Raw genomic sequence first — 25,376 nt, 5'->3', positions numbered from 1 at the left:
TCAGCCGTTGTCCTTCTGGATCTGCGACCACTTCTCCTCGACGTCGGAGATCGAGCCGACGTTGAAGAACGCCTGCACGGCCACATGGTCGAACTCGCCGTCCGCGATCGCGGAGAACGACTCGATGGTGTCCTTCAGCGGCACCGTCGAACCCTCGACGCCGGTGAACTTCTTCGCCATGTAGGTGTTCTGCGACAGGAACTGCTGGATGCGACGGGCCCGCTCGACCGTGATCTTGTCCTCTTCGGAGAGCTCGTCGACACCGAGGATGGCGATGATCTCCTGCAGCTCCTTGTTCTTCTGGAGGATCTGCTTGACACGGGTCGCGGTGCGGTAGTGGTCCTCGCCCAGGTAGCGCGGGTCCATGATCCGCGAGGTCGACGCCAGCGGGTCAATCGCGGGGTAGAGACCCTGCGACGCGATCTCGCGGGAGAGCTCGGTCGTCGCGTCGAGGTGCGCGAACGTCGTTGCCGGAGCCGGGTCGGTGTAGTCGTCGGCCGGCACGTAGATCGCCTGCAGCGAGGTGATCGAGTGACCACGGGTCGAGGTGATGCGCTCCTGGAGCACACCCATCTCGTCCGCGAGGTTCGGCTGGTACCCGACGGCGGACGGCATCCGGCCGAGGAGGGTGGAGACCTCGGAACCGGCCTGCGTGAAGCGGAAGATGTTGTCGATGAAGAGCAGCACGTCCTGCTTCTGGACGTCGCGGAAGTACTCCGCCATCGTCAGGGCGGAGAGCGCGACGCGGAGACGCGTTCCCGGCGGCTCGTCCATCTGCCCGAACACGAGGGCCGTCTTGTCGAAGACCCCCGCCTCCTCCATCTCGCCGATGAGGTCGTTGCCCTCACGGGTGCGCTCACCGACACCGGCGAACACCGACACACCGCCGTGGTCCTGCGCGACGCGCTGGATCATCTCCTGGATGAGGACCGTCTTGCCGACACCGGCCCCACCGAAGAGGCCGATCTTGCCACCCTGCACGTACGGGGTGAGGAGGTCGATGCTCTTGATGCCGGTCTCGAACATGGTGGTCTTCGACTCGAGCTGGTCGAACGCCGGCGCCTTGCGGTGGATGGGCCAGCGCTCGGTGATCTCGATCTGCTCGCCCGGCTTGTTCAGCACGTTGCCGAGCACGTCGAAGACCTTGCCCTTGGTGACGTCGCCGACGGGCACCGAGATCGGCGCGCCGGTGTCACGGACCTCCTGGCCACGGACCAGACCGTCCGTGGGCTTCAGGGAGATCGCGCGGACGAGGTCGTCGCCGAGGTGCTGTGCGACCTCGAGGCCGATCTCCTGCTCCGAGTCACCGATGACGATGGTGGTCTTGAGCAGTGCGTAGATGTCCGGGATCGCGTCGTGCGGGAACTCGATGTCGACGACGGGGCCCGTGACACGGGCGATCCGGCCGACTCCGGGCGCCGACGACGTCTCGACCGCGGTGGTGGCGGTGTCGGTCATGGCTGGTGCCTTCCTGGGTGGTGTTCAGACCTGCTGGCGGCGTTGGCCGCAGCGGGTTACTTCTTGGGGCCGGACAGGGCGTCGGCGCCGCCGACGATCTCGGAGATCTGCTGCGTGATCTCCGCCTGCCGCGCGTTGTTCGCGAGACGGGTGAAGTCCTTGATGAGCGTGTCGGCGTTGTCGCTGGCGGACTTCATCGCACGCTGCCGCGCGGCGTGCTCGGACGCGGCCGACTGCAGCATCGCGTTGAAGATCCTGCTCTCGATGTACACCGGGAGCAGCGCGTCGAGCACTGCGTCGGCGTCCGGCTCGAACTCGTACAGCGGCAGGGGCTCGTCGTCCGTCGGCTCGTCGATGCCCTCGACGACCTCGAGTGGGAGCAGGCGGACGACCTGCGGCTCCTGGGTCACGAGGCTGACGAAGCGGTTGAAGACGATGTGGATCTCGTCCACGCCACCCTCGGCCGTGTCCTGCAGGAACTTCCCGACGACGGCGTCGCCGATTTCCTTGGCCGTCGCGAACTCGGGCTGGTCGGTGCCGCCGATCCACTGCTGCTCGGAGCTGCGCTGGCGGAAGGTGAAGTACCCGACCGCCTTGCGCCCGACGAGGTAGTGGACGACGTCCTTGCCCTCGCTCCGGAGGAGCGCCCCGAGTTCCTCGCTCTGCTTCAGCACGTTCGAGGAGAACGCACCGTTCAGCCCGCGGTCCGACGTGAAGACCACGATCGCGGCCCTCGTCGAGGACTCCGGCTCCGTCGTCAGCACGTGGTCGATGTTCGAGAACGTCGCCACCGCCGACACGGCGCGCGTCACGGCCCGTGAGTACGGACCGGACGCCGCCATGCGGGCCTGGGCCTTCTGGATCCGCGACGCCGAGATCAGCTCCATGGCGCGCGTGACCTTCTTCGTGGTCTGCGCAGAGCGGATCCGCGACCGGTAGACCCGGAGTTGTGCTCCCATTGGTGTCCTTTACGAGGGGTTGTCGGTTGCGATCAGCGGGGGCAGCGGCTCAGCGCCGACCCTTGACGATCTGCTCCTGGTCGACGTCATCCGAGTCCGCCGCGGCGAACTGCTCCGACCCGACCGACGCGAGCGGCTTGCCCTCGCCCGTTTGGAAGCCCTTCTTGAACTCGTCGATCGCGCTGCCGAGCTCGGCCACGGTGTCGTCCGAGAGCTGGTTCGTCTCGCGCAGCGTGTCGAGCACCGAGCTGTTGCGCTTCAGGTGCTCGAGCAGCTCGTGCTCGAAGCGGAGGACGTCCGGGATCGGGACCTCGTCGAGCTTGCCGTTCGTGCCGGCCCAGATCGAGACGACCTGCTCCTCGACCGGGTACGGCGAGTACTGCGGCTGCTTGAGGAGCTCGGTCAGGCGGGCGCCACGGTCGAGCTGACGACGCGAGGTCTGGTCGAGGTCGGACGCGAACATCGCGAACGCCTCGAGCGACCGGTACTGCGCGAGCTCGAGCTTGAGCGTGCCGGAGACCTTCTTGATCGACTTGACCTGGGCGTCACCACCGACGCGGGACACCGAGATGCCGACGTCGACCGCGGGGCGCTGGTTCGCGTTGAACAGGTCCGACTGCAGGAAGATCTGGCCGTCGGTGATCGAGATCACGTTCGTCGGGATGTACGCCGAGACGTCGTTCGCCTTGGTCTCGATGATCGGGAGACCCGTCATCGACCCGGCACCGAGCTCGTCGTTCAGCTTCGCGCAACGCTCCAGCAGGCGGGAGTGCAGGTAGAAGACGTCACCCGGGTACGCTTCGCGTCCCGGCGGACGACGGAGGAGGAGGGACACGGCCCGGTAGGCCTCGGCCTGCTTCGAGAGGTCGTCGAAGATGATGAGGACGTGCTTGCCGCTGTACATCCAGTGCTGCCCGATGGCCGAACCGGTGTACGGGGCGAGGTACTTGAAGCCGGCCGGGTCGGAGGCCGGGGCGGCGACGATCGTGGTGTACTCCATCGCACCGGCGTCTTCGAGCGCACCCCGCACGGAGGCGATCGTCGAACCCTTCTGACCGATCGCGACGTAGATGCAGCGGACCTGCTTGTCCTCGTCGCCGGACTCCCAGTTGGCACGCTGGTTGATGATCGTGTCGATCGCGATGGCCGTCTTGCCGGTCTGGCGGTCGCCGATGATGAGCTGACGCTGGCCGCGGCCGATCGGGATCATCGCGTCGATGGCCTTGATGCCGGTCTGCATCGGCTCGTGGACGGACTTGCGGGCCATGACACCGGGAGCCTGCAGCTCGAGGGCACGACGGCTCTCGGCTGCGATCTCGCCGAGACCGTCGATCGGGACGCCGAGCGGGTCGACGACGCGACCCAGGAAGGCGTCGCCGACGGGGACCGACAGGACCTCGCCGGTGCGGGTGACCTCCTGGCCCTCCTCGACGCCGGCGAACTCGCCGAGCACGATGGCGCCGATCGAGTCCTCGTCCAGGTTCTGCGCGAGTCCGAGCGTGCCGTCCTCGAAGCGGATGAGCTCGTTCGCCATGACGCCGGGGAGTCCCTCGACGTGGGCGATGCCGTCGGCCGCGTCGGTGACGTGCCCGACCTCGGCCGTGGAGGCCTTCGTCGGCTCGTAGTTCGAGACGAAGTCCTTCAGGGCATCACGGATCTCATCGGGGCTGATGGTGATGTCTGCCATGGGATTTTCCTTGTTGGTTTCCGGAGCCGGAGCCCCGAGGGATGGTGTGCCCTGCGACTGTGTCGTGGAGGTGGTGGTGGGTCGAGACTACGGCCGGGGTCCGTCCGCGTGTCCAGCCGCCACCGGGTGCTCAGCCGAGCTGCAGCTTGAGCTCGCTGATGCGGCTGCTCACGGTGCCGTCGATGACGTCACCGCCGACCTGGACGCGGACGCCACCGAGGACGGCGGGCTCGACGACCTGGTTGATGGTGATGTCTCGGCCGTACCGGGTCGCGATGCCACGGGTGATCTGCGCGACCTGGCCGTCCGTGAGCGGCGCCGCGGTGATCACCGTGGCGACGAGCTTGTCCGCCTGGTCGGCCACGATGCGGCTGGCGTCGCGGACGATCTCGCCGATGCGACGACGACGAGGCTGCTGCACGAGGTGCGACAGGATCTCGATCGTCTGCGTCGAGGCCTTGCCCGCGAGCAGTCGGTGCACGAGCGCCGACTTCTCGGCGGGGCTCCCGAGCTTGGTGCCGAGCGCCAGCTCGAGGCCGGCGTCGGAACGGACCGCCGTCTCGAACACGAACAGCTCGGCCTCGATCGAGACGTCCTGTGGAGCGCTGGCGGCGACGACGCGGATGCCGGCGTCCTCGATTCCGGCGAGCAGGTCGCCCTGCGACGACCACCGCGAGGCGACGACCGCGGTGAGGACCGCGCGCGTCGACAGCGACCGGCTCGCGAAGACCCGGTCGACGATGCCCTTCTTGCCGACGGCGTCAGCGGTCGGGTCGGCGAACACGGTGAGCAACTGCGGCGACGAGGCGATGATCCGCCCCGACTCCAGGATCTCGACACCGGTGCCCAGATCGGCGCTGCCGCCGAGGTCGGCGAGCACCGCCCTCGTGGACGTCAGTGCTGTTCTGGTGGCACTGCGCATGCTCAGTGCTCCGCTCCGGTCGCCGTGCTGTTCGACTCGAGGTCGGCGAGGAACCGGTCGACCACGGCGGTCGCCTTGGCGTCGTCCTTGAGGCTCTCGCCGATCACGCCGGACGCGAGGTCGATCGCGAGCGAACCGACCTCGAGCCGGAGCGACGCGAGGGCGCTCTGGCGCTCGGCCTCGATCTGGGCCTGCGCGTTGGCGGTGATGCGCGCCGCGTCCGCCGACGCCTGCTCGCGGACCTCGTTGCCGATCGCCGTGGCGTCGGCGCGGGCCTGTTCGCGGATGCGGGACGCCTCGGCACGGGCCTCGGCGAGCTGCTTGTTGTACTCGTCGAGCGCGGCCGATGCCTGGGCCTGGGCCTGCTCGGCCTTCTTGATGCCGCCCTCGATCGCGTCGGTGCGCTCATCGAGCATCTTCGTGATCCGGGGCGTCACGACGCGCCAGAACACGACGAAGATGATCACGAAGGCCACAGCGGACCAGATGACGTCGTACAGCGGCGGGAAGAGCGGGTTGTGCGTCTCCTCCGCCGCGATGATGAGTGCGCTCTGCATCAGGAGCCTTACGCCGTGAAGATGAAGTACGTGGCGATGCCGATGAAGGCGAGTGCCTCGGTGAAGGCGATACCGATGTACATCAGGGTCGTCAGGCGACCCTGGAGCTCGGGCTGGCGGGCGACGGACTCGATCGTCTTGCCGACGACGATGCCGACGCCGATGGCCGGGCCGATCGCCGCGAGGCCGTAGCCAACCGTCGCGATGTTGCCGTTGATCTCCGCGAGAACGGTCGTTGCGTCCACGTGTTTTCCTTCCTGGGGGTGGTGCTCGGCGGTTGCCGGGCACCGGGTGAGGTGCTGGGGGTTTCGGTGTTCTTCTAGTGCTCGTCGGCCAGCGCGAGCTGGATGTACACGGCGGTCAGGAGCATGAATACGTAGGCCTGCAGCAGCGCGACGAGGATCTCGAAGAAGCTGAACGCGATGCCGAAGGCGAGTGTCCCGACGCCGAAGAGCTTGAAGAGCCCGTCCGCGTCGAAGAAGAAGAACTGCGTGGCCGAGAAGAACAGGACGAGCAGCAGGTGCCCGACGACCATGTTCATCAGCAGTCGGAGCGTCAGGGTGATCGGGCGGAGGACGAACGTCGACACGAACTCGATCGGGGTGACGATGATGTAGAGCGGCCACGGGACGCCCGGCGGGAAGAACGCGTTCCTGAGGAACGTCCCCGGGTGCTTGCGGAGTCCGGCGTAGATGAACGCGACGTACGCGATCACGGCGAGGATGAGCGGCATCGCGATGCGGCTGGTGCCCTGCAGGTTGAACCCGGGGATGAGCCCGGAGAGGTTCATGAACAGGACGCCGAAGAAGATCGACGCGAGCAGCGGGAGGAAGCGCTTGCCGTCCTTCTCACCGAGGTTGTCGAACGTGTTCCGACGGACGACGTCGAAGCCGTACTCGATCATCGCCTGACCGCGGTTCGGCACGAGCTTCAGCGCGCGGGTACCCACGAAGGCGAACACCAGGAGGACGGCGACCGCGACGAACCGGATGATGACCACGCGGTCGATCTCGAGTGGCGTCCCCGCGAAGAAGATCGGGTCGGGGAAGAACTCGTTGATCGACGGCCCATGGAAGGTGGCGGCGGTCGTGCTGCCCGCTGCCGCATCGGTGTGACCCGCTGCGGTGAGGGACAGAGGAAGAGCGTGGGATAGCAGCGCTGTCTCCTGTGTCGAGCGCACGCACGAGGCGCACGATGAGTGGACTGAGTGGAGGCGACCCGGCCGGAGTGCAGGCTCCAGGCGCGGACTTCCAGAAGCCTATCAGGTGTCGGAGGCTCCGAGAGTTCTCAGGCTCACGGTTCCGCACGACCCGCGTCCGGTGCACCGGCACCGGGCGTGCCGGCTCCGGGCGTGCCGGCCCCGGGCGCGTCGGCCCCGGGCGTGTGAGCACCGGGCAGCGGCACGTCGATCGGCACGCGTGCGCGCGAGACCGCGGCCACGTCGATGACCAGGCTCCCGACGACCCCGACGATGATCGCGACGGCGAGCACCGGGACGTCCACCCACGACTGGTCCTTCAGTGCCACCAGGATCACGATGAACAGGATGAACTTGAGCAGCCACGTGCCCATCACGATCCCGAAGAACGCGCCGCTGATCATCTGTCCCTTGGACACCGTGAGCGCGACGAGCACGCTCGCCGCGGTGAGCCCGAGGAACACGACGCTCATCAGCGCGCCGACGAGGCCGCTGACGAGGCCCGCGGTGCCCGCGACGAGCCAGCCGACGAGACCGCCGACCACCGCGAGGGCGATCGCGAGCACTGCCCCCTGGACGAGGATCCGCCGGAACACCGGACGGACGTGGTCGAGCGCGTTCGCGGCTCCTGGCGGCGGGGTGGTCATGACGGGTCTCCAGAGGTCGGACGGGATGCTGGTCGGGGCGCTCGGCGCACCGGGCGTCCGGCGGCGGCCGACCGGTCCGCGGCGGCCCGGTCGAGCGGGTCGAGGCTCGCGTCGGCACCCGGGACCGGCGCCCCGCGGGACGACGCGGTCTGCGCCGCGATCTCTGCGCGCTTGGTCCTGCCGAGCGGCGCGAACGTCACGATGGCGCACACGAGGAACCCGACGGCGACGAACGCCACCACCCAGAACCAGTGCCAGAACAGGAACAGCAGACACCCGACCGCGACGACCGCGGTCCACCCGTAGAAGATGAGGACCGCATGGAAGTGCGAGTGCCCCATGTCGAGCAGGCGGTGATGCAGGTGCTTCCGGTCCGCCGAGAACGGCGACTTGCCCGCGCTGAGGCGCCGGAAGACGGCCAGGGCGAAGTCGAGCATCGGCACGACGAGGATCGCGAAGGGCAACAGGATCGGGATGAACACCGGTAGCAGCTGCTGCCGGTTCGTCACGGCGGCGGGGTCGATGTTGCCGGTGAGCGACACGGCGCTCGTGGCCATCAGGAAGCCGACGAGCAGCGCGCCGGCGTCGCCCATGAAGAGCTTCGCGGGGTGCCAGTTGAGCAGCAGGAACCCGAAGCACGCGCCGACCAGCACGGCGGTGAGGAGCGACGGCAGGTTGAAGAAGAAGTCCGTCTGGACGACGATGCGGTTCACGAAGAAGCTGTAGAGGAAGAACACCCCCCCGGCGATGATCGCGACGCCGGCCACGAGCCCGTCGAGCCCGTCGATGAAGTTCACCGCGTTCATCACGAGCACCACGGCGAGGATGGTGAAGATGAGCGACATGTAGCTCGACCCGACCGTCAGCGTGTTCCCGATCGGCAGGGCCACGATCGCCACACCCTGCCACGCGAGGATCCCCGCGGCGATGATCTGCCCGGCGAGCTTCGTCATCCAGTCGAGGTCCCAGATGTCGTCGGCGACCCCGAGGACGACGATGATCGTCGCTCCGCCGAGCACCGCGAGCACCCGGTTCGGCTCGGCGAAGACCAGGCGGAAGTAGTCGACCCCGTTGATGTGCGGGAACAGGAACCAGGCGGAGAGCAGCGACACGATGATGCCGAGGAACATCGCGATGCCCCCGAGCCGCGGCGTCGGGGTGCGGTGGACGTCCCGTTGCCGGACCTTCGGGTACCAGTGGTACTTCAGCCCGAGCTTCCAGACGACCCAGGACAGCGCGAAGCTCACCACCGCGGAGATGAGTCCCGCGAGGAGGTAGTACCTCACGTGACGAGGTCGCCGCCGACGACCCGCTCGATCTCCGCGTCGGAGATCACGCCGTGTCGGACGATGCGCAGGCCGTCGCCGGTGGTCAGGCCGGTCGCGTCGACGATGGTCGACCCGGTGGACGCGGTCGCCCCCTCGTGCACGGCGAGGGTCCCGCCGTCGAGGTAGACCGCCACGCTGTCGCCGAGCATCGACTCGGCCTGGTCCGCGTCCATCGCGGCGGGCTCGCCGGTGCGGTTCGCGCTCGACACGGCGAGGGGTCCGATCTCCTGGAGGAGCTCGAGGGTGATCCTGGAGTCGGGCATCCGGAGGGCGACGGTGCCCCGCGTCTCGCCGAGGTCCCAGTCGAGCGAGGGCTGGGCGCGCAGGATGACGGTGAGGCCTCCTGGCCAGAACTCGGCGACGAGGTCGCGGACGCGCTCCGGGACGTCTGCCGCGAGGGCGTCGAGCGTCGCCACGCCGGGGATGAGGACCGGCGGCGGCGACTGCCTGGTCCGGCCCTTGGCGTCGAGGAGGGTCTGGACGGCGGCCGCGGAGAACGCATCCGCGGCGACGCCGTAGACGGTGTCGGTCGGGACGACGACGAGCTCTCCGCGACCGAGCGCGGCCCGAGCGAGCCGCATCCCCGTCAGGAGTCCGTCAGCGTCGGAACAGTCGAATCGGGAAGCCATGACCCTCCGATGATAGTGCGACACAATGGAGAGCACTGTGGAACCCGACACCGACACTCCCCCGCTCCTGTTCCTCTTCGACATGGACGAGGTGCTCTACCGCTACGACTGGCGGGTGCGCATGGCCGCCATGACGGCGCTGACCGGGCACGACCTCGCCGAACTCCGCCGCCGCTGGTGGAACGACGAGGGCGAGTGGGCGGCCGAGGCGGGCGGCTGGAGCGACGGCGACGCGTACCTCCGAGCGGTCGAGGACGCACTCGGGTGCACGATCGACGAACGCGAGTGGGCACGGATCCGGGCCGACGCGATGACGCCGATCCCGGACGCGATCGCGGCCGTCCGACATGCCGCCACCGCAGGGCGCGTCGCGCTCCTGACGAACAACGGTCCGCTCGCGCACCGGCACCTGCCGACCTGGGCCCCGGAGCTCGTCGACGTGTTCGGCGAGCACCTCGACACGTCGAGCCGGTTCGGTGCACGGAAGCCGGATCCCGCGGTCTACCGCCGCGCCCTCGCCCACCACGGCGTGCCGGCAGCCCGCACGTTCTTCGCCGACGACCGACTCGAGAACGTCGAGGGTGCCCGGAGCGTCGGCATCACGGCGTTCCACGTCACCGAGACGTGCGACCTGCGTGGGGCGGTCACCGCGTTCATCGCGGCGCACGCACGCTGACGCACGGACCGACGACGAACTCCGGTCGGGAGGCCCGCCCCGCGCCCGCCTCAGCGCGTCGCGGTGGTCGTGCGGTCGCGCCCCGTGAGGTCGGGGTGGGTCTCCGGGCTCCGGAAGCCGTGCCCCGCGAGCACCGCACGGACGTCGGTGCCCTGGTGCTCCGCGTGCTCGACGACCAGTGCACCACCGGGGACGAGCAACCGGCGCGCCGTGACGGCGAGGGCGCGGACGGCGTCGAGCCCGTCCGGCCCGCCGTAGAGCGCGATCGCCGGGTCGTGGTCGCGGACCTCGGGGTCCCGGGGCACCATGTCCTCGGGGACGTACGGCGGGTTCGACACCACCACGGACACCTGGCCGTCGAGTTCGGGGAGCGCGTCGGCGAGGTCACCCTCGACGAGTCGGACCGTCCCCCCGTGCGCGTCGACGTTGCGGCGCGTCCACGGGAGTGCGTCCGCGGACCGCTCGACCGCGTACACGAGGGCGTTCGGCACCTCGGTGTCCATCGCGATGGCGATCGCGCCGCTGCCCGTGCCGAGGTCGACCGCGATCGGCTCCGGCACCGCGACGGCCCGGAGTGCGTCGATCGCGAACTGCGCGACCGACTCCGTCTCCGGCCGCGGTGTGAACACGCCTGGTCCGACGGCGAGCGTCAGGAGTCGGAAGTGTGCCTCCCCGGTGATGTGCTGGAGCGGCTCGCGGGTCGCCCGACGAGCGACGGCGACCCGGAACGCGTCGACGTGGGCCGGCTGGATCACTCCCCCGGTCATCGCCCGCGCCTGGACGGCACCCCGCGAGGTGTCGGTCGCCCACGCGAGCAGCAGCTCGGCGTCGACGTCCGGGGACGGCACACCCGCGGCGGCCAGCGCCGCGGCCGCCTCCCGCAGGAGGCGGTCCGCGCCGAACGGGAGGCCCGTGGCGGGCCCGCCCGGCCCCTCCCGTCCGTCTGCTGGACCGCCCGCGCGGGGAACCGTCACGCGGACTGGTCGCCGAGGTCGGCGAGCCGTGCCTCTTCGTCCGCACGGATGCAGGACTCGACGACGGGCTCGAGCGCGCCGTCCATCACCCGGTCCAGGTCGTACGACTTGTACCCGGTGCGGTGGTCGGCGATCCGGTTCTCGGGGAAGTTGTAGGTCCGGATGCGCTCCGACCGGTCCATCCCGCGGATCTGCGACTTGCGGGCGTCGGAGGCCAGCGCGTCGATCTCCTCCTGCTGCTTCGCGAGGATCCGGGCGCGGAGGACGCGCATGCCGGCCTCGCGGTTCTGCAGCTGCGACTTCTCGTTCTGCATCGCGACCGTGATGCCCGTCGGCAGGTGCGTGATGCGCACGGCGGAGTCCGTCGTGTTCACCGACTGGCCGCCGGGGCCCGAGGAGCGGTACACGTCGATCTTGAGGTCGTTCTGGTTGATCTCGACCTCCTCCGGCTCGTCGACCTCCGGGAACACGAGCACGCCCGTGGTGGAGGTGTGGATCCGACCCTGCGACTCGGTCGCCGGGACGCGCTGCACGCGGTGGACACCGCCCTCGTACTTGAGGTGCGCCCACACGCCCTGCGCGGGATCCGTCGAGTTCGACTTGATCGCGACCTGGACGTCCTTGTAGCCGCCGAGGTCGGAGTCCGTCTTGTCGAGGAGCTCGACCTTCCAGGCCTTCGACTCGGCGTAGTGCGAGTACATCCGGAGCAGGTCGGCGGCGAACAGTGCACTCTCAGCACCGCCCTCGCCGCCCTTGATCTCCATGATGACGTCACGGCCGTCGTCCGGATCGCGTGGGATGAGCAGGCGACGGAGACGCTCCTGGGACGCAGCCAGGTGCTCCTCGAGCGACGGGACCTCCGCCGCGAAGGCCTCGTCCTCGCGGGCGAGCTCCTTCGCGGCGGCGAGGTCCTCGCCGGCCGCCGTCCACGCTTCGTGGGCAGCCTTGATCCGGCTGACCTCCGCGTACCGACGGTTGATCTTCTTCGCCCTGGCCGCGTCCGCGTGAACGGCGGGATCGGACAGCTGCTGCGTCAGATCCTCGTGTTCGGCCAGCAGCACGGCTACCGACTCGAACACGCGCTACTCCTGGTGACCGTTGTGGCCGTTGCCCGTCGCGGGCACCGACTTCTGGACCTGGACGAGGAACTCGACGTTGGACTGCGTCTCCTTGAGGTTCCGCAGGACGATCTCGAGCGCCTGCTGCGGTTCGAGGCCCGCGAGGGCACGACGGAGACGCCAGGTGATCTTGACCTCGTCGGTGCTCAGGAGCATCTCCTCACGGCGGGTGCCGGACGCATTGACGTCGACCGCCGGGAAGATCCGCTTGTCCGCCAGGTGACGGTTGAGGCGGAGCTCCATGTTGCCGGTGCCCTTGAACTCCTCGAAGATCACCTCGTCCATCTTCGAACCGGTCTCGACGAGCGCCGTCGCGAGGATCGTGAGCGAACCACCGTTCTCGATGTTGCGCGCCGCGCCGAAGAATCGCTTCGGCGGGTACAGCGCCGCGGAGTCCACGCCACCCGACAGCACACGACCGGACGCCGGGGTGCTGAGGTTGTAGGCACGGCCCAGGCGGGTGATCGAGTCGAGGAGGAGGACGACGTCGTGGCCCAGCTCGACGAGGCGCTTCGCACGCTCGATGGCGAGCTCTGCGACCGTCGTGTGGTCCTCGGCGGGGCGGTCGAACGTCGAGGCGATGACCTCGCCCTTGACCGTCCGCTGCATGTCGGTCACTTCTTCCGGGCGCTCGTCGACGAGCACGACCATGAGGTGGACCTCGGGGTTGTTCTTCGAGATCGCGTTCGCGATGGCCTGGAGCGCGACGGTCTTGCCGGCCTTGGGCGGCGAGACGATGAGGCCGCGCTGGCCCTTGCCGATCGGGGCGACGAGGTCGATGATCCGCGTGGACAGCTTGCCCGGCTCGGTCTCGAGACGGAGGCGCTCCTGCGGGTACAGCGGCGTCAGGTCGCCGAACTCGACGCGGGTACCGGCCTCGTCGGGGGTCTGGCCGTTGATCGAGTCGATCTTGACGAGGGCGTTGTACTTCTGGCGGCCCTGGTGGTCGTTCTCGCGCGGCTGCTTGATCGAGCCGACGACCGCGTCACCCTTCCGGAGGTGGTACTTCTTCACCTGGCCGAGGGAGACGTAGACGTCGCTCGGGCCCGGGAGGTACCCCGTGGTGCGGACGAACGCGTAGTTGTCGAGGACGTCGAGGATGCCCGCGATCGGGATGAGGACGTCGTCCTCGGTGATCTCCGGCTCGAGGTCGTCGTTCTGCGTGCCACGGCCGCGCTTGCGGTCGCGCTGGCGGCGGGAACCGCGGCCGTCGTCCTGCTGGTCGTCGGCGCCGTTCTGCTGGCCGCCGTTCTGCTGGCCGCCGTTCTGCTGGCCGCCGTTCTGCTGGCCGCCGTTCTGCGGCTGGGCGCGGTCCTGTCCCGCCTGCTTCTGGTTCTGCTGGCCGCCCTTGGCCTGCTGGCCGTTCTGCTGACCACCGTTCTGCTGGCCGCCGTTCTGCTGCCCGCCCTGACGGTCGGCGTTCTGGTCGGCCTGCTGGCCGTTCTGGTCGGACTCGCCCGTGTTGCGGTCGCGCCCGCGGCCCCGACCGCGGCTGCGGCGACCACGGCGCTCGCCCTGGCCGTCCTGCTGGTCGCCGCCCTGCTGGTCCGTACCCTGCTGGTCGCCGCCCTGCTGGTCGTCGTTCGACTGGTCGCCGCCCTGCTCCCCGCCCTGGCCGTCCTGCTGGCCACGGCGGCGCGTGTCCCGCTGGTCACGGGCCTGCTGTGCGGAGGACGCATCGTCCACCGACGCGGCGCCGGCGGCATCGGTCGACGCTGCGGTCTCCTCGGCGGCAGCGGCGGCCTCGGCGCGCTGCGCGGCGGTCTGACGGCCACGTCGGCGAGGACCGGCAGCGGCCTCCTGTGCGTCCTTGTCGGCGCGGACCGCGTCGAGTCCGGCCAGCAGGTCCTCGGTCCCGGTCTGGCCGGCGTTCACGTGCGCGGCGGCCGACGTGGTCGGGGCGGCGGATGCCGACTCGGTCTCGGTGGCCGGCGTGACGCTGCCGCCGCTCGAGGCACGGCGCGAGCGGCCACGACCCTTCGCGGGGGCGGTCGTCGTCGGACCGGCCGCGTCGGTGGTGTCCGAGGTCTCGCCGGACCCGCCCGGAGCTGCCGCGACCGGGACGCCGGCGACCGGCGCCTCGGTCGTCGCTGCCCCGGACGTCGCTGCCTCGGTGGTTGGTGCCGCCGTGGTCGGCGCGTCGGCTGCTCCGGCAGCGGTCGCTGCCGGAGCAGTCGCGGCGCGCTTGTCCTCGATCGCGGCGATGAGGTCGCCCTTGCGGAGCTTGGAGAACCCGGCGATGCCGAGCTCGGTCGCCATGCGCTGGAGCTCCGGGAGTCGGAGTGCGCGCAGGTCGATGGTGGAGTCCGCTGCGTCGGCAGCGGTGGTGACGTCGGTCAAAACTGGTGTTCCTCTCGGACCGCAGAACGCGGAGATTCTCACCGATCCCCACGGGTCAGCGCCGGCCGGGTTGCCAGCACAGCACGCGTCGTTCAGACGACGGCAGGGAAAGGCTTCTGAAAGAGATGTGCCCCATACGCACCGGAACCATGGGACCCGCTGGCGATCCGGAGGAGCCCGATCGAAGGGTCCGATCAGTCCTGCGGAGACACCGGCGGGAGTTCCGACTGTGGCGGGTGCGGCACCACTGTAGCACCCCCGAGGTCGACGGCCAGCATGAGCGGGGTCCACGTCGACGCGGCGTGTTGCGCCACGAGTCCGGCCGCGGTGAGCCGTTGCGCCGGGTCGCTCCCGAGCACGAGGAGACTCGGCCCGGCACCCGACACCACCGCGGCGAGACCGTGTGCGCGGAGCAGGCGGATGAGCGCGTCCGTCTCCGGCATCGCGCTCGCCCGGTAGCTCTGGTGCAACCGGTCCTCGGTCGCGGCGAGCAGCAGTTCGGGGCTCTGGATGAGCGCGGCGACGAGCAGCGCGGAACGGGACACGTTGAAGGTCGCGTCCGCGTGCGGCACCTGCTCCGGCTGGAGGCTCCGCGCGAGCTTCGTGGACAGCGTCGACGCCGGCACGAACACCACCGGAGCGACGCCGCGGTGCACGAGCAGCCGCTTGACCGCAGGCCCCTCCGGCGTCATCCACGCGATCGTGAGTCCGCCGAACAGCGCGGGGGCGACGTTGTCCGGATGTCCCTCCATCTCGGTCGCGATCCCGAGCATCAACGCTGGGGACAGGTCCGCGATGCCCTCGAGGAGTCCGCGCGCGGCCATCAGCCCCGCGACGATGGCGGCCGCGGAGGACCCCATGCCCCGCCCGTGCGGGATCGCGTTCGTCGCGACGAGCTCGAGGCCGGGCTGGGTGACGCCGACCGCGTCGAACCCGCGGCGGATCGCCCGGACGACCAGGTTGTCGTCGTCCGTGGCGACCTCGCCCGCACCGACGCCGTGCACCTCGACGTGGGCGCCCGGCGCGGATCGGACCACCACCCGGATGTCGTCGTAGAGCGAGAGCGCGAGGCCGAGCGAGTCGAAGCCCGGCCCGAGGTTCGCGGTCGTCGCCGGGACTCGGACGCTGACCGCCCGTCCGGCCGGTACAGCCGCGCCGTCGTGCGAGGGCCGCTCGTGCTGGTCGGGCACCGGGCGGCCGATCGTCATCGCGCGCCGACCAGCCCGAGCACGTCGGCGATCGCCGCCGTGTCGACGGGGACGCTCGTCGGCGAGACGTCGTCGCCGTCGGCGTTCCGGAGCGCCCACTGCGGGTCCTTCAGACCGTGCCCGGTCACCGTCAAGACGACCGTCGCGCCCTTCGGGACCTGCCCGGCGTCGGCGCGCTCGAGGAGCCCCGCGACACTGATCGCGGACGCGGGCTCGACGAACACACCGACCTCGGCGGACAGGATGCGCTGCGCCGCGAGGATGCCCGCGTCGTCGATCGCGCCGAAGTAGCCGTCGGTCTCCGCACGCGCCTCGAGCGCGAACGCCCACGACGCCGGGTTGCCGATGCGGATCGCGCTCGCGAGGGTCTCGGGGTGCCGGACGACCTCGCCGCGGACGATCGGCGCGGCTCCGGCCGCCTGGAAGCCGAACATGCGCGGCAGCTTGCTCGTGCGCCCGGCGGCGAGGTCCTCACGGTAGCCGCGCGAGTACGCGGTGTAGTTGCCGGCGTTCCCGACGGGCAGGAAGTGGAAGTCCGGGGCGTCGCCGAGCACGTCGACGACCTCGAACGCGGCGGTCTTCTGGCCTTCGATCCGGTCGTTGTTGACCGAGTTGACGAGGTGGACCGGGTAGTTCGCGGCGAGGTCGCGGGCGATGTCGAGGCAGTCGTCGAAGTTGCCCTGGACCTGGAGCAGCTGGGCGTCGTGCGCCACCGCCTGGCTGAGCTTGCCCATCGCGATCTTGCCCTCCGGCACGAGGACGGCCGCGGTGATGCCGGCGTGCGTGGCGTACGCGGCGGCGGAGGCGGAGGTGTTGCCGGTCGACGCGCAGATGACGGCCTTCGCCCCGTGCTCCACGGCCTTCGAGATCGCCATCGTCATGCCGCGGTCCTTGAACGACCCGGTGGGGTTCATGCCCTCGAACTTGACGTAGACGTCAGCGCCGGTGCGCTCGGACAGCGCCCGTGCCGGGATGAGCGGCGTCCCGCCTTCGCCGAGGGTCACGACCGGGGTCGCGTCGGTGACGTCGAGACGGTCGGCGTACTCGCGCAGGACACCCTGCCACTGGTGGGCCATCAGGCTCCCTCTACTCTCAGGACACTGGCGACCTCGGCCACCGCGGACTCGTTGCGGAGCGCCACGACGGTCGCGGCGAGGTCGGATTCGCGGGCTCGGTGCGTCCCGATCACCAGCGTAGCGGTGGCGTCGGGACCCCCGGGCGCCACCGCCGAGGTCTGCTCCACCGTCTCGACGCTGACGCCGTGCGCCGCGAGGACGCCGGCGACGGTCGACAGCACGCCGGGTGCGTCGGTGACCAGCAGCGTGATCTGGTAGCTCGTCGACACCACCCCGATCGGGAACACCGGCAGGTTCGACTGGGTCGACTCGGCGATCCCGGGACCGCCGATGACGTGTCGGCGTGCTGCGGAGACGAGGTCACCGAGCACCGCGGACGCCGTCTCGACCCCGCCCGCCCCCGCGCCGTAGAACATCAGGTCGCCCGCGGCCTCGGCCTCGACGAACACCGCGTTCTTGGCGCCGTGCACGGCGGCCAGCGGATGGGTGTCCGGCACGAGCGCCGGGTAGACGCGGGCACTGACGCCCTCTCGGCCCTCGGCGTCGGTGAGCCGCTCGCACAGCGCGAGGATCTTGACGACGTACCCGGCCTTGCGCGCGGCCCGGACCTGCTCGATGGTGACCGAGGTGATGCCCTCGCGGTGCACGGCGGCGAGCGGCACGGTGGTGTGGAACGCGAGCGACGCGAGGATCGCGGCCTTCTGCGCGGCGTCGTAGCCCTCGATGTCCGCGGTCGGGTCGGCCTCGGCGTACCCGAGCTCGGTCGCCGTGGCCAGCGCGTCCTCGAACGTCGACCCCGCTTGGTCCATCAGGTCGAGGATGAAGTTGGTGGTGCCGTTGACGATCCCCATGATGCGCTCGATGCGGTCGCCCGCGAGCGAGTCGTGCAACGGTCGGATGATCGGGATCGCCCCGGCGACCGCGGCCTCGTAGTAGAGCTGCGCGCCGACCTGCTCGGCCGCCGCGAACAACTCCGGACCGTGCGTGGCGAGGAGCGCCTTGTTGCCGGTGACGACGTCCGCGCCGGAGCCGAGGGCCTGCAGGACGAGGGTGCGGGCCGGCTCGATCCCGCCGATGAGCTCGACGACGATGTCCGCGCCGAGGATGAGGGACTCGGCGTCGGTGGTGAACAGCGACCGGGGCAGGTCGACGTCGCGCTCGGCGTCGACGTCCCGGACCGCGATGCCGACGAGCTCGAGCCCGGCCCCGGCGCGCGAGGCCAGTTCGTCCCCGTGCTCGAGCAGCAGGCGGGCGACCTGCGCGCCCACGGATCCGGCCCCGAGCAGGGCGACGCGGACGTTGCGGTATTCGATCATCGGCAGGGCACTCTCGGTCTGGTCGGGTCAGCGCGCACGGGTCGGGGTGACCGGCGCGACGCCGCAGTCTCGGGCGAGGAGGTCCTCGACGCGCTCGCCCCGGACGAGGATACGGGCTTCGCCGTCCGCGACCGCGACGACCGGCGGACGCCCCACGTGGTTGTAGTTGCTCGACAGGCTCCAGCAGTAGGCCCCGGTCGCCGCGACCGCGAGCACGTCGTCGCGGTGGACGTCCCCGGGCAGGTACTCGTCGGGCACGACGACGTCGCCGCTCTCGCAGTGCTTGCCCGCCACCCGGACCAGGATCGGGTCCGCGGTCGACGTCCGGGCGAGTCGCGCGGTGTACTCCGCGTCGTACAGCGCCGGTCGGACGTTGTCGCTCATGCCGCCGTCGACCGACACGTAGGTCCTGGTCGCCGAGGTGTCGTCCGGCAGTCCGACGAGCACCGGCTTGATCGTCCCGACCCGGTAGAGCGTGACGCCGGCCGGACCGACGATGTACCGCCCCGGCTCGACCGCGATCACCGGCACCGGGATCCCGCGCTCGGCGCACTCCGCGGCGACGATCCGCGCCAGGGCCTCGGCGATGTCCTCGGGCGCGAACGCCGTGTCGGCCTCGGTGTGGTCGATGCCCCAGCCGCCGCCGAGGTTGAGCTCCGGGACCTCGCCGTCCACCGAGAGCGCCGCGTGCACCTCCATCAGCCGACGCGCGGCCTCGCGGAACCCGGACTCGTCGAAGATCTGCGACCCGATGTGGGAGTGCAGCCCGACGAACGCGAGCGACGGCTCGGCCCGGACGAGCGCCGCCGCCGCGGCCGCGTCGCTCAACGGGATGCCGAACTTCTGGTCCTCCCGCGCGGTCGCCAGGTACTCGTGGGTGGAGGCGTGCACGCCGCTGTTGATCCGGAGGCGGACCCGCTGGACGAGGCCGGCCCGCGCGGCGACCGCCGCGACGCGGGCGATCTCCTCGACGCTGTCGAGCACGATCGTGCCGACGCCGGCCGCGACGGCCGTGTCGAGCTCCTCGTCGGACTTGTTGTTGCCGTGGAACCCGAGCCGGCCGGGATCGACACCCCCGGCGAGCGCGACCGCGAGCTCGCCGGCGGTGCAGACGTCGACGCGGAGGTCCGCCTCGGCCATCCAGGCCGCGACCTGCGTGGTCAGGAACGCCTTGGCGGCGTAGTAGACGTGGGCGGTCGTCCCGATCCGCGCGAAGGCGTCCTCGAACGCGTCCCGCACCCGGGCCGCACGGGACCGGACGTCCTGCGCGTCCACCACGTAGAGCGGACTGCCGAACCGGGCGACGAGGTCGTCCGCCGTGACGCCGCCGACCACGAGCGCGCCGTCGTCGGTGCGCGTGGCCGTCGCCGGCCAGATCCGCGTCACGAGGGCGTTCGGGTCCTCCGGGACCCGCAAGCGCGGTGGTGCAAGGGGGTTCTCGGTCACGCGCGCCAGCCTACCGAGGCGGGTGGTCCCTCCAGTCCGATGTGACGTCGCGCGGACGCGACGGCGCCGCCGGTCGGCCGGGAGGCGCGACTCGCGTCCGTCGGACGGCGCACGACGGCGACGGCTCAGCCCGGGCAGCTGCCCGTCGCGCGGAGGCCCTGCTCGGACAGCGGGAGCCGCGGTGCGGTGACGCGCACCGACGCGTCGGCCGCGGTGACGTCGATGGACCGGAGACGGAGGTCCGCCGGCAGGTACTTCGCGGTGCAGACGGTGAGGGGCCGGCCGGACACGCCGGGGACCTCCCCGCCGATGTCGATGCCGAGCGCGGTGTTCGTGACGCTCACCTTCTGTGGGGTGACGACGATGCCCTGGCCGTTCGACGCGGCGGCGAGGTCCGCCAGCACGCGGTAGTCGATCTGGTAGCCCACGATCTTCGTCGAGCCGCGGTACGCGATCCCGCCGTTCCGGAGCGTGATGTCGCCGGACACCTGGTCGAGCACGCCGAGGTCGTCGACCGCGGACGCGGCGAGCGTGACGCGGCCGTCGATCGCGCCGGTGGAGCCCTGGCCGTCGACCGGGACGTCGTGGACGGTCGCGCGCACCGCCAGCGGGATGCCCCGCACCGTGATCCGCTTCGCCGACAGTGCGACGTCGTCGAGGTTCCCGGACAGGAGCTGCGGGATGACGACCCCGTCGGCGTGGGCGTCGACCTGGCCGGTGGTGCCCTCGGGCAGCGCCTGCTCGACCTGCTCGGCGATCATCCGGTCGACGACACCTCGGAGCACGAACTCGGCGACGACGACCAGCACGGCGAGCACGACGACGACGGACACCGCCCAGATCAGTGCGGTGCGGCCGCGGTGTCGGCGCGTGGGGGTCTCGGCGGTGGCGGTCATCGACCCATCCAAGCAGGCGCTCCCCGGGGATCGGGTGGCCGGGGCCAGCGACCGCCGGCTACATCCGGTCGGGAGCCGACACGCCGAGCATCGTCAGACCGTTGCGGATGACCTGCCCGGTGGCGTCGTTCAGCCACAGACGCGTGCGGTTCAGGTCCGTCACGGGCTCGTCGCCGAGCGGCGTCACCCGGCACGCGTCGTACCAGCGGTGGTACAGCCCGGCGAGCTGCTCGACGTACCGGGCGATGCGGTGGGGCTCCCGGAGCTCCGCCGCGTGCCGGACCAGCCGGGGGAACTCCGCGAGGGCGCCGAGCAACGACGACTCGGTCTCGTGCGTCAGGAGCGACGCGTCGAACACCGACCGGTCGACCCCGCTCGCCGCCGCGTTCCGGTCCACCGCACGGGTGCGGGCGTGCGCGTACTGGACGGTGAAGACCGGGTTGTCGTTCGTCCGCTTCGTGAGCAGGTCGAGGTCGATGTCGATCGCGGTGTCGCTCGCGAACCGGACGAGTGCGTACCGACCGGCGTCGACACCGACCGCGTCGACGAGGTCCTCCATCGTGACGACGGTGCCGGCACGCTTGGACATCCGGACGGGCTCGCCGTCCTTCAGCAGGTTCACCATCTGCCCGATGAGGATCTCGAGGTTCTTGCCCGGCTCGTCGCCGAACGCCGCGGTCATCGCCATCATCCGCCCGATGTAGCCGTGGTGGTCGGCACCGAGCATGATGAGGTTCCGCTCGAACCCGCGCTCCCGCTTGTCGAGGTAGTACGCCAGGTCGCCGGCGATGTAGGCCGGCTCGCCGTCGGACTTGATCACGACGCGGTCCCGGTCGTCCCCGAAGGTCGTTGTGCGGAGCCAGGTCGCACCCTCGGCCTCGTAGACGTGTCCGAGCTCGCGGAGGCGGACGAGGGCGCGGTCGACGGCCTTCGACTCGTGCAGCGAGTTCTCGTGGAAGAAGACGTCGAAGTCGACGCCGAAGTCGTGCAGCGACGACTTGATGTCCGTGAACATGAACTCGACGCCCTCGCGGCGGAACAGCTCCTGGGCCTCGTCGCGCGGCAGGTCCCGCACGTCGGCCATGTCGGCGTCCCGGGTCGCGAGGACGCGGGCGGCGATCTCGCCGATGTACGCGCCGCCGTACCCGTCCTCCGGCGTCGGCTCGCCGAGCGCGCTCGCGAGGAGCGACCGGGCGAACCGGTCGATCTGTCCACCGTGGTCGTTGAAGTAGTACTCACGGGTGACGAGGCCGCCCTGTGCCGTGAACACGCGGGCCAGGCTGTCCCCGACCGCCGCCCACCGGACGCCGCCCATGTGGATCGGACCGGTCGGGTTCGCGGACACGAACTCCAGGTCGATCCGGACGCCGTCGTAGAGGTCCCCGTTCCCGAACGCGGCGCCGGACTCGACGATGGTCCGGGCGATCTCCCCCGCAGCGGCTGCTTCGAGCGTGATGTTGATGAACCCGGGGCCCGCGACGTCGACCGAGTCCACGCCGTCGAGCTCCGTCAGCTCGCCGGCGATCTCGGTCGCGAGCTCGCGCGGGTTCGTGCCGATCCGCTTGGCGAGCTGCATCGCCGCGTTCGACGACCAGTCGCCGTGCGCACGGTTCCGCGGCCGCTCGAGGGCGACGTGCGAGTCGTCGACGGTCACGGCGTCGGACGCACCGCGTCGCTCGACGATCCCGGAGAGGATCGACAGGTACGCGGTGGAGAGTTCGGCGGGAGTCACGGCATCCGAGTCTACGTGGGTTCCCGGTGCGCCGGAGTCGGGCCGCGCCTGCTGTCCGGTCCCCCGCCAGGCACCGGGCGGTGTCCTGTCGGGCGGTCCCGCACCGTGCGCTCGGGCGCATGCGTCATCATGGGTGCCATGACCACCGGGAGCACCGTCCGGGCGATCACCGCCACCGCCGTCGCCCTCGCGGGGATCGTGGCCCTCGCCGGGTGCACGTCCTCCGGCGGGGGCGTCACGTCGACGTCGTCGGCGCGCGCATCGGGCTCGACGGCGGCGCACGGCACCGGGTCGCCGTCGTCGTCCGCGACCCCGGAGCCCGTGGGGACGCGCGTCGACGTGCCCTGCGACACCCTCGTGCCGGCGTCCGTCTTCGCCGTCTACGGCCAGGCGTTCACGCTCGCCGACTCCGCTCAGCCAGCGAAGGCCTCGCCCGCTGCCGACATCGCAGCGCAGCGCGGGCAGGTGTGCATCTGGCGGAACGCATCCGGCGACGTCACCGTGACGCTCGCGGTCGCCTCCCTCCCCGCGGCCCCGCTCACCCGTCTCAAGGACTCCCTCTACGAGGACAGCCACAGCGTGCCGACCTACACGGTCGAGGGCTACTTCGACACGGCGGGCAGTGTCGGCCGGGCGGATGCGTTCGTCGACCCGTACTGGATCGACGTCGAGTCGACGATGTTCACCGAGCCGGGTGCCGTCCAGCCGATCATGGACTCCGCGCGGGCGGCGCTCGCAGGGACCGCCTCGCCGTCGGCGTCGCCCACGCCGTAGGCGCCGCTTCCGGCCCGCCCGGCCTCCGGGCGGGCGTCGAGCGTGCAGTTCGGCCCCGTGGTCGGCCCGGACACCGGGCGCGACTGCACGGTCACCGCGGGAACCGTCCGGGAGGCGCTCCCCCGACCCACAGACCGGCTCCGGTCAGCGCGCGGCCGGGACGGCATCACGGGCGGCGGCGAGCAGACGCTCCAGGACGTCGCCCGCCGCTCCCGGGTCCTCCGGGTGCCACTGGACCGCCCACAGCGGGGCGTCCTGGTGCTCGACCGCCTCGACCGTGCCGTCCGGAGCACTCGCCACCGCGGACAACCCCGCACCGAGGCGACCGACCGCCTGGTGGTGACTCGACCGCACCGTGAGGGTCGTCACGCCGAGGACACTCGCGAGGTCGCTCCGCTCGTCGATCCGCACCGGATGGTCGACCATGCTCTCGGTCGGCGCACCCCCACGCACGTGCCCGCCGTCCGCGAGGTGCTGCACGAGGTCACCGCCGAGCGCCACATTGACGACCTGCATGCCGCGGCAGATGCCCACCGTCGGGATCCGCCCCGCGACGACGTGCCGCACCAGGTCGATCTGGGCATCGTCCGCGGTCCGGAATAACTGGCCTGCACCCTCGTACTCGAGCGCGCCGTTGTAGCGCTCCGGGGCGACGTCCTCACCACCCGTCAGGACCACCGCGTCCGCACCAGCCACCGCCGCGAGGAGTCCCTCCGCACCGAGCTGCTCCGCCGCCAACCGCACCGGTGCGAAGCCGACGCGCTCCCCGGCCGCCAGCACCCGAGCCGTCAGGGCGACCAGCACCGCGTCGAACGCCGGGTCGTGACGGCCGCCGTCACTGACGTCCACCACGGCGAGCAGCGGACGTCGGAGGGCGGTCATGGCCCGATCCTGACAGAGGACCGGGCGGGATGCGCGTGTCCGGACCGACCCCGGCGACCTGCTACGGTTGAACCACCCACGAGCCCCCTTAGCTCAGGGGATAGAGCACTGCCCTCCGGAGGCAGGGGCGTAGGTTCGAATCCTACAGGGGGCACTGTTGCATTCTCGCGCAAGCTGTTGTCCTCGCTGCGCTCGGTCAGCAGCGCGCGATGTCGCGTTCCGCGACCGTTGTCTCGCATCACCGCCCACAGGAGCGCCCGCCGCTGCGCGCGGTCAGCAGCGCGCGATGTCGCGTTCCGCGACCGTTGTCTCTGGTCACCGCCCACAGGAGCGCCCGCCGGTGCGCGTGCCGCTGCGCTCGGTCAGCAGCGCGCGATGTCGCGTTCCGCGACCGTTGTCTCGCATCACTGCCCACACGAGCGCCGGCCGCTGCGCTCGGTCGGCAGCGCGCGATGTCGCGTTCCGCGACCGCACACGAGCGGGGTGGGGCGCGGCTAGCGTGAGGGCATGACGTTCGACTTCCCGGAACCAGACCTCGCTCCACTCCGCGGCGGGCCCGTGCTCCGCTGGGGCATCATCGGCCCCGGGGAGATCGCGAACGACTTCACCGCGACCCTGCACGCCAACTCCGACCAGCGCGTCGTCGCCGTCGGGTCCCGGAGCGCCGAGCGTGCCGACGCGTTCGCCCGCACCCACGGGGTGCCGAACGTGCACGCCTCCTACGAGGCCCTCGTCGACGACCCCGAGGTCGACGTCGTCTACGTCGCGACCCCGCATCCACAGCACGCCGAGCACGCCCTCCTCGCGATCGCCGCCGGCAAGCACGTGCTCGTCGAGAAGCCGTTCGCGACGAGCGAGGCCGAAGCGCAGCGGATCGCCGACGCCGCCCGCGCGGCCGGGGTGTTCGCGATGGAGGCGCTCTGGACCCGGTTCCTCCCCCACACCCGGACCATCGACGCCCTCCGCGAGCGCGGCGACCTCGGCGAGGTGGTCCTCGCCACCGTCGACGTCGGCTGGAAGAACCCGCTCGACCCCGGCAGCCGGATGATGGACCCCGACGCCGGCGGTGGTGCACTCCTCGACGCAGGGGTGTACGGCCTCTGGTTCGCACAGTGGGCGACCGGCGCGGTGGCGACCGTCCGCGCGACCGGGCGGTCGACGGAACGTGGGGTGGACCTCCAGTCCGTCGCTGCGATCGCGACGACCACCGGGGCGCACGCGACCGTCGCGACCAGCATCCTGACCGGCACCGACGGGCTCGCGACCATCGGCGGGACCGCGGCCAGCATCCGGTTCACCGACCACTTCGTGTTCCCCGCGTCGTTCGAGCTGCGGATCGGCGACGACCGGCACCGTTGGCAGGAACCGACCGGGCTGACCGGCCGCGAGGGTCTCGTCTGGCAGGCCGTCGCGGTCGCAGCGGACGTCGCCGCCGGCCGCACCGAGTCCGCGCTCCGCCCCCTCGACGACTCGATCGCGCTGATGCGCACCCTCGACGACGTGCGGCGCATGGTCCGCGACCCCGGATGACCGCTGTTCCCGAACGCGTCACC

General features: G+C 70.9%; 23 protein-coding genes and 1 tRNA gene. 4 read left to right on the top strand and 20 right to left on the bottom strand.

Features of this window, described 5'->3' with window-relative positions; genetic code table 11:
- The 10 genes from atpD to ACO0E0_RS10835 all read right to left on the bottom strand — a co-directional run bounded on the left by atpD (window position 1) and on the right by ACO0E0_RS10835 (window position 9,385).
- The gene (gene atpD, locus ACO0E0_RS10880; RefSeq protein ID WP_422871433.1) at window positions 1–1,458 is read right to left on the bottom strand and encodes a F0F1 ATP synthase subunit beta; all 1,458 of its coding nucleotides are present in this window, start codon (window positions 1,456–1,458) and stop codon (window positions 1–3) included.
- A 56-nt stretch (window positions 1,459–1,514) separates the two neighbouring features.
- Complete coding sequence (locus ACO0E0_RS10875; RefSeq protein WP_422871432.1) at window positions 1,515–2,417, bottom strand: F0F1 ATP synthase subunit gamma; 903 nt, start codon at window positions 2,415–2,417, stop codon at window positions 1,515–1,517.
- 49 nt (window positions 2,418–2,466) lie between these two features.
- Window positions 2,467–4,104 carry a F0F1 ATP synthase subunit alpha gene (atpA, locus tag ACO0E0_RS10870; protein ID WP_422871431.1) on the bottom strand — a complete coding sequence of 546 codons (1,638 nt, stop codon included), beginning with the start codon at window positions 4,102–4,104 and terminating at the stop codon, window positions 2,467–2,469.
- Window positions 4,105–4,234: 130 nt separating this feature from the next.
- On the bottom strand, window positions 4,235–5,026 hold the full coding sequence (locus ACO0E0_RS10865; protein ID WP_422871430.1) for a F0F1 ATP synthase subunit delta: 792 nt from the start codon (window positions 5,024–5,026) through the stop codon (window positions 4,235–4,237).
- Window positions 5,027–5,028: 2 nt separating this feature from the next.
- The gene (locus ACO0E0_RS10860; protein WP_422871429.1) at window positions 5,029–5,583 is read right to left on the bottom strand and encodes a F0F1 ATP synthase subunit B; all 555 of its coding nucleotides are present in this window, start codon (window positions 5,581–5,583) and stop codon (window positions 5,029–5,031) included.
- 8 nt (window positions 5,584–5,591) lie between these two features.
- Window positions 5,592–5,828, bottom strand: a complete 237-nt coding sequence (atpE, locus tag ACO0E0_RS10855; protein ID WP_058729232.1) for an ATP synthase F0 subunit C — start codon at window positions 5,826–5,828, stop codon at window positions 5,592–5,594.
- Window positions 5,829–5,902: 74 nt separating this feature from the next.
- On the bottom strand, window positions 5,903–6,718 hold the full coding sequence (atpB, locus tag ACO0E0_RS10850) for a F0F1 ATP synthase subunit A (protein ID WP_422871610.1): 816 nt from the start codon (window positions 6,716–6,718) through the stop codon (window positions 5,903–5,905).
- Between the two features lie 158 nt (window positions 6,719–6,876).
- Window positions 6,877–7,428 (bottom strand): Cg1360 family ATP-synthase-associated protein, encoded by a 552-nt coding sequence (locus ACO0E0_RS10845; RefSeq protein WP_422871428.1) that lies wholly within the window; start codon window positions 7,426–7,428, stop codon window positions 6,877–6,879.
- Window positions 7,425–8,714: an MraY family glycosyltransferase gene (locus ACO0E0_RS10840; RefSeq protein WP_422871427.1), complete on the bottom strand. Its 1,290-nt coding sequence runs from the start codon at window positions 8,712–8,714 to the stop codon at window positions 7,425–7,427. Before ACO0E0_RS10840 ends, ACO0E0_RS10845 begins: the two co-directional genes overlap by 4 nt.
- Entirely contained in the window at window positions 8,711–9,385 is a 675-nt protein-coding gene (locus ACO0E0_RS10835; protein ID WP_422871426.1) for an L-threonylcarbamoyladenylate synthase, read from the bottom strand. Before ACO0E0_RS10835 ends, ACO0E0_RS10840 begins: the two co-directional genes overlap by 4 nt.
- Before the next feature lie 37 nt (window positions 9,386–9,422).
- Between ACO0E0_RS10835 and ACO0E0_RS10830 the strand changes: the two genes are divergently transcribed.
- Complete coding sequence (locus ACO0E0_RS10830; protein ID WP_422871425.1) at window positions 9,423–10,061, top strand: HAD family hydrolase; 639 nt, start codon at window positions 9,423–9,425, stop codon at window positions 10,059–10,061.
- Window positions 10,062–10,111: 50 nt separating this feature from the next.
- On the opposite strand, the gene prmC is transcribed toward ACO0E0_RS10830, so the two are convergent.
- The 9 genes from prmC to argS form a co-directional block, all read right to left on the bottom strand.
- The gene (prmC, locus tag ACO0E0_RS10825; protein WP_422871609.1) at window positions 10,112–10,945 is read right to left on the bottom strand and encodes a peptide chain release factor N(5)-glutamine methyltransferase; all 834 of its coding nucleotides are present in this window, start codon (window positions 10,943–10,945) and stop codon (window positions 10,112–10,114) included.
- Between the two features lie 86 nt (window positions 10,946–11,031).
- A complete protein-coding gene (gene prfA / locus ACO0E0_RS10820; RefSeq protein ID WP_422871424.1) occupies window positions 11,032–12,114 on the bottom strand; it encodes a peptide chain release factor 1 in 1,083 nt (360 codons plus the stop codon).
- Between the two features lie 3 nt (window positions 12,115–12,117).
- Complete coding sequence (gene rho, locus ACO0E0_RS10815) at window positions 12,118–14,493, bottom strand: transcription termination factor Rho (protein WP_422871423.1); 2,376 nt, start codon at window positions 14,491–14,493, stop codon at window positions 12,118–12,120.
- 194 nt (window positions 14,494–14,687) lie between these two features.
- A complete protein-coding gene (thrB, locus tag ACO0E0_RS10810; RefSeq protein ID WP_422871422.1) occupies window positions 14,688–15,683 on the bottom strand; it encodes a homoserine kinase in 996 nt (331 codons plus the stop codon).
- A 14-nt stretch (window positions 15,684–15,697) separates the two neighbouring features.
- Entirely contained in the window at window positions 15,698–16,777 is a 1,080-nt protein-coding gene (gene thrC, locus ACO0E0_RS10805) for a threonine synthase (protein WP_422871421.1), read from the bottom strand.
- On the bottom strand, window positions 16,777–18,093 hold the full coding sequence (locus ACO0E0_RS10800; RefSeq protein WP_422871420.1) for a homoserine dehydrogenase: 1,317 nt from the start codon (window positions 18,091–18,093) through the stop codon (window positions 16,777–16,779). The genes thrC and ACO0E0_RS10800 overlap by 1 nt, the downstream gene beginning before the upstream one ends.
- Window positions 18,094–18,120: 27 nt before the next feature.
- The gene (gene lysA / locus ACO0E0_RS10795) at window positions 18,121–19,539 is read right to left on the bottom strand and encodes a diaminopimelate decarboxylase (RefSeq protein ID WP_422871419.1); all 1,419 of its coding nucleotides are present in this window, start codon (window positions 19,537–19,539) and stop codon (window positions 18,121–18,123) included.
- 125 nt (window positions 19,540–19,664) lie between these two features.
- Window positions 19,665–20,435, bottom strand: a complete 771-nt coding sequence (locus tag ACO0E0_RS10790) for a hypothetical protein (RefSeq protein WP_422871418.1) — start codon at window positions 20,433–20,435, stop codon at window positions 19,665–19,667.
- Between the two features lie 58 nt (window positions 20,436–20,493).
- Entirely contained in the window at window positions 20,494–22,167 is a 1,674-nt protein-coding gene (argS, locus tag ACO0E0_RS10785) for an arginine--tRNA ligase (RefSeq protein ID WP_422871417.1), read from the bottom strand.
- 138 nt (window positions 22,168–22,305) lie between these two features.
- Here argS and ACO0E0_RS10780 point away from each other — a divergent pair, with 138 nt between their 5' ends.
- A complete protein-coding gene (locus tag ACO0E0_RS10780; protein ID WP_422871416.1) occupies window positions 22,306–22,941 on the top strand; it encodes a hypothetical protein in 636 nt (211 codons plus the stop codon).
- A 144-nt stretch (window positions 22,942–23,085) separates the two neighbouring features.
- Here the strand turns inward: ACO0E0_RS10780 and ACO0E0_RS10775 are convergent, their stop codons facing one another.
- Window positions 23,086–23,823, bottom strand: a complete 738-nt coding sequence (locus ACO0E0_RS10775) for a gamma-glutamyl-gamma-aminobutyrate hydrolase family protein (protein WP_422871415.1) — start codon at window positions 23,821–23,823, stop codon at window positions 23,086–23,088.
- 82 nt (window positions 23,824–23,905) lie between these two features.
- On the opposite strand from ACO0E0_RS10775, the gene ACO0E0_RS10770 reads away from it, so the two are divergent.
- Both ACO0E0_RS10770 and ACO0E0_RS10765 read left to right on the top strand, forming a co-directional pair.
- A tRNA-Arg gene (locus ACO0E0_RS10770) sits at window positions 23,906–23,977 on the top strand.
- 353 nt (window positions 23,978–24,330) lie between these two features.
- Window positions 24,331–25,353: a Gfo/Idh/MocA family protein gene (locus ACO0E0_RS10765; RefSeq protein ID WP_422871414.1), complete on the top strand. Its 1,023-nt coding sequence runs from the start codon at window positions 24,331–24,333 to the stop codon at window positions 25,351–25,353.
- Window positions 25,354–25,376 lie beyond the last annotated feature (23 nt).

The sequence above is a fragment of the Curtobacterium phyllosphaerae genome, assembly GCF_049341865.1.
GTDB classification, from domain to species: Bacteria; Actinomycetota; Actinomycetes; order Actinomycetales; family Microbacteriaceae; genus Curtobacterium; species Curtobacterium phyllosphaerae.
The sequence above is the reverse complement of the archived record's forward strand: the minus strand, read 5'-3'. Positions and strand labels throughout refer to the sequence as shown.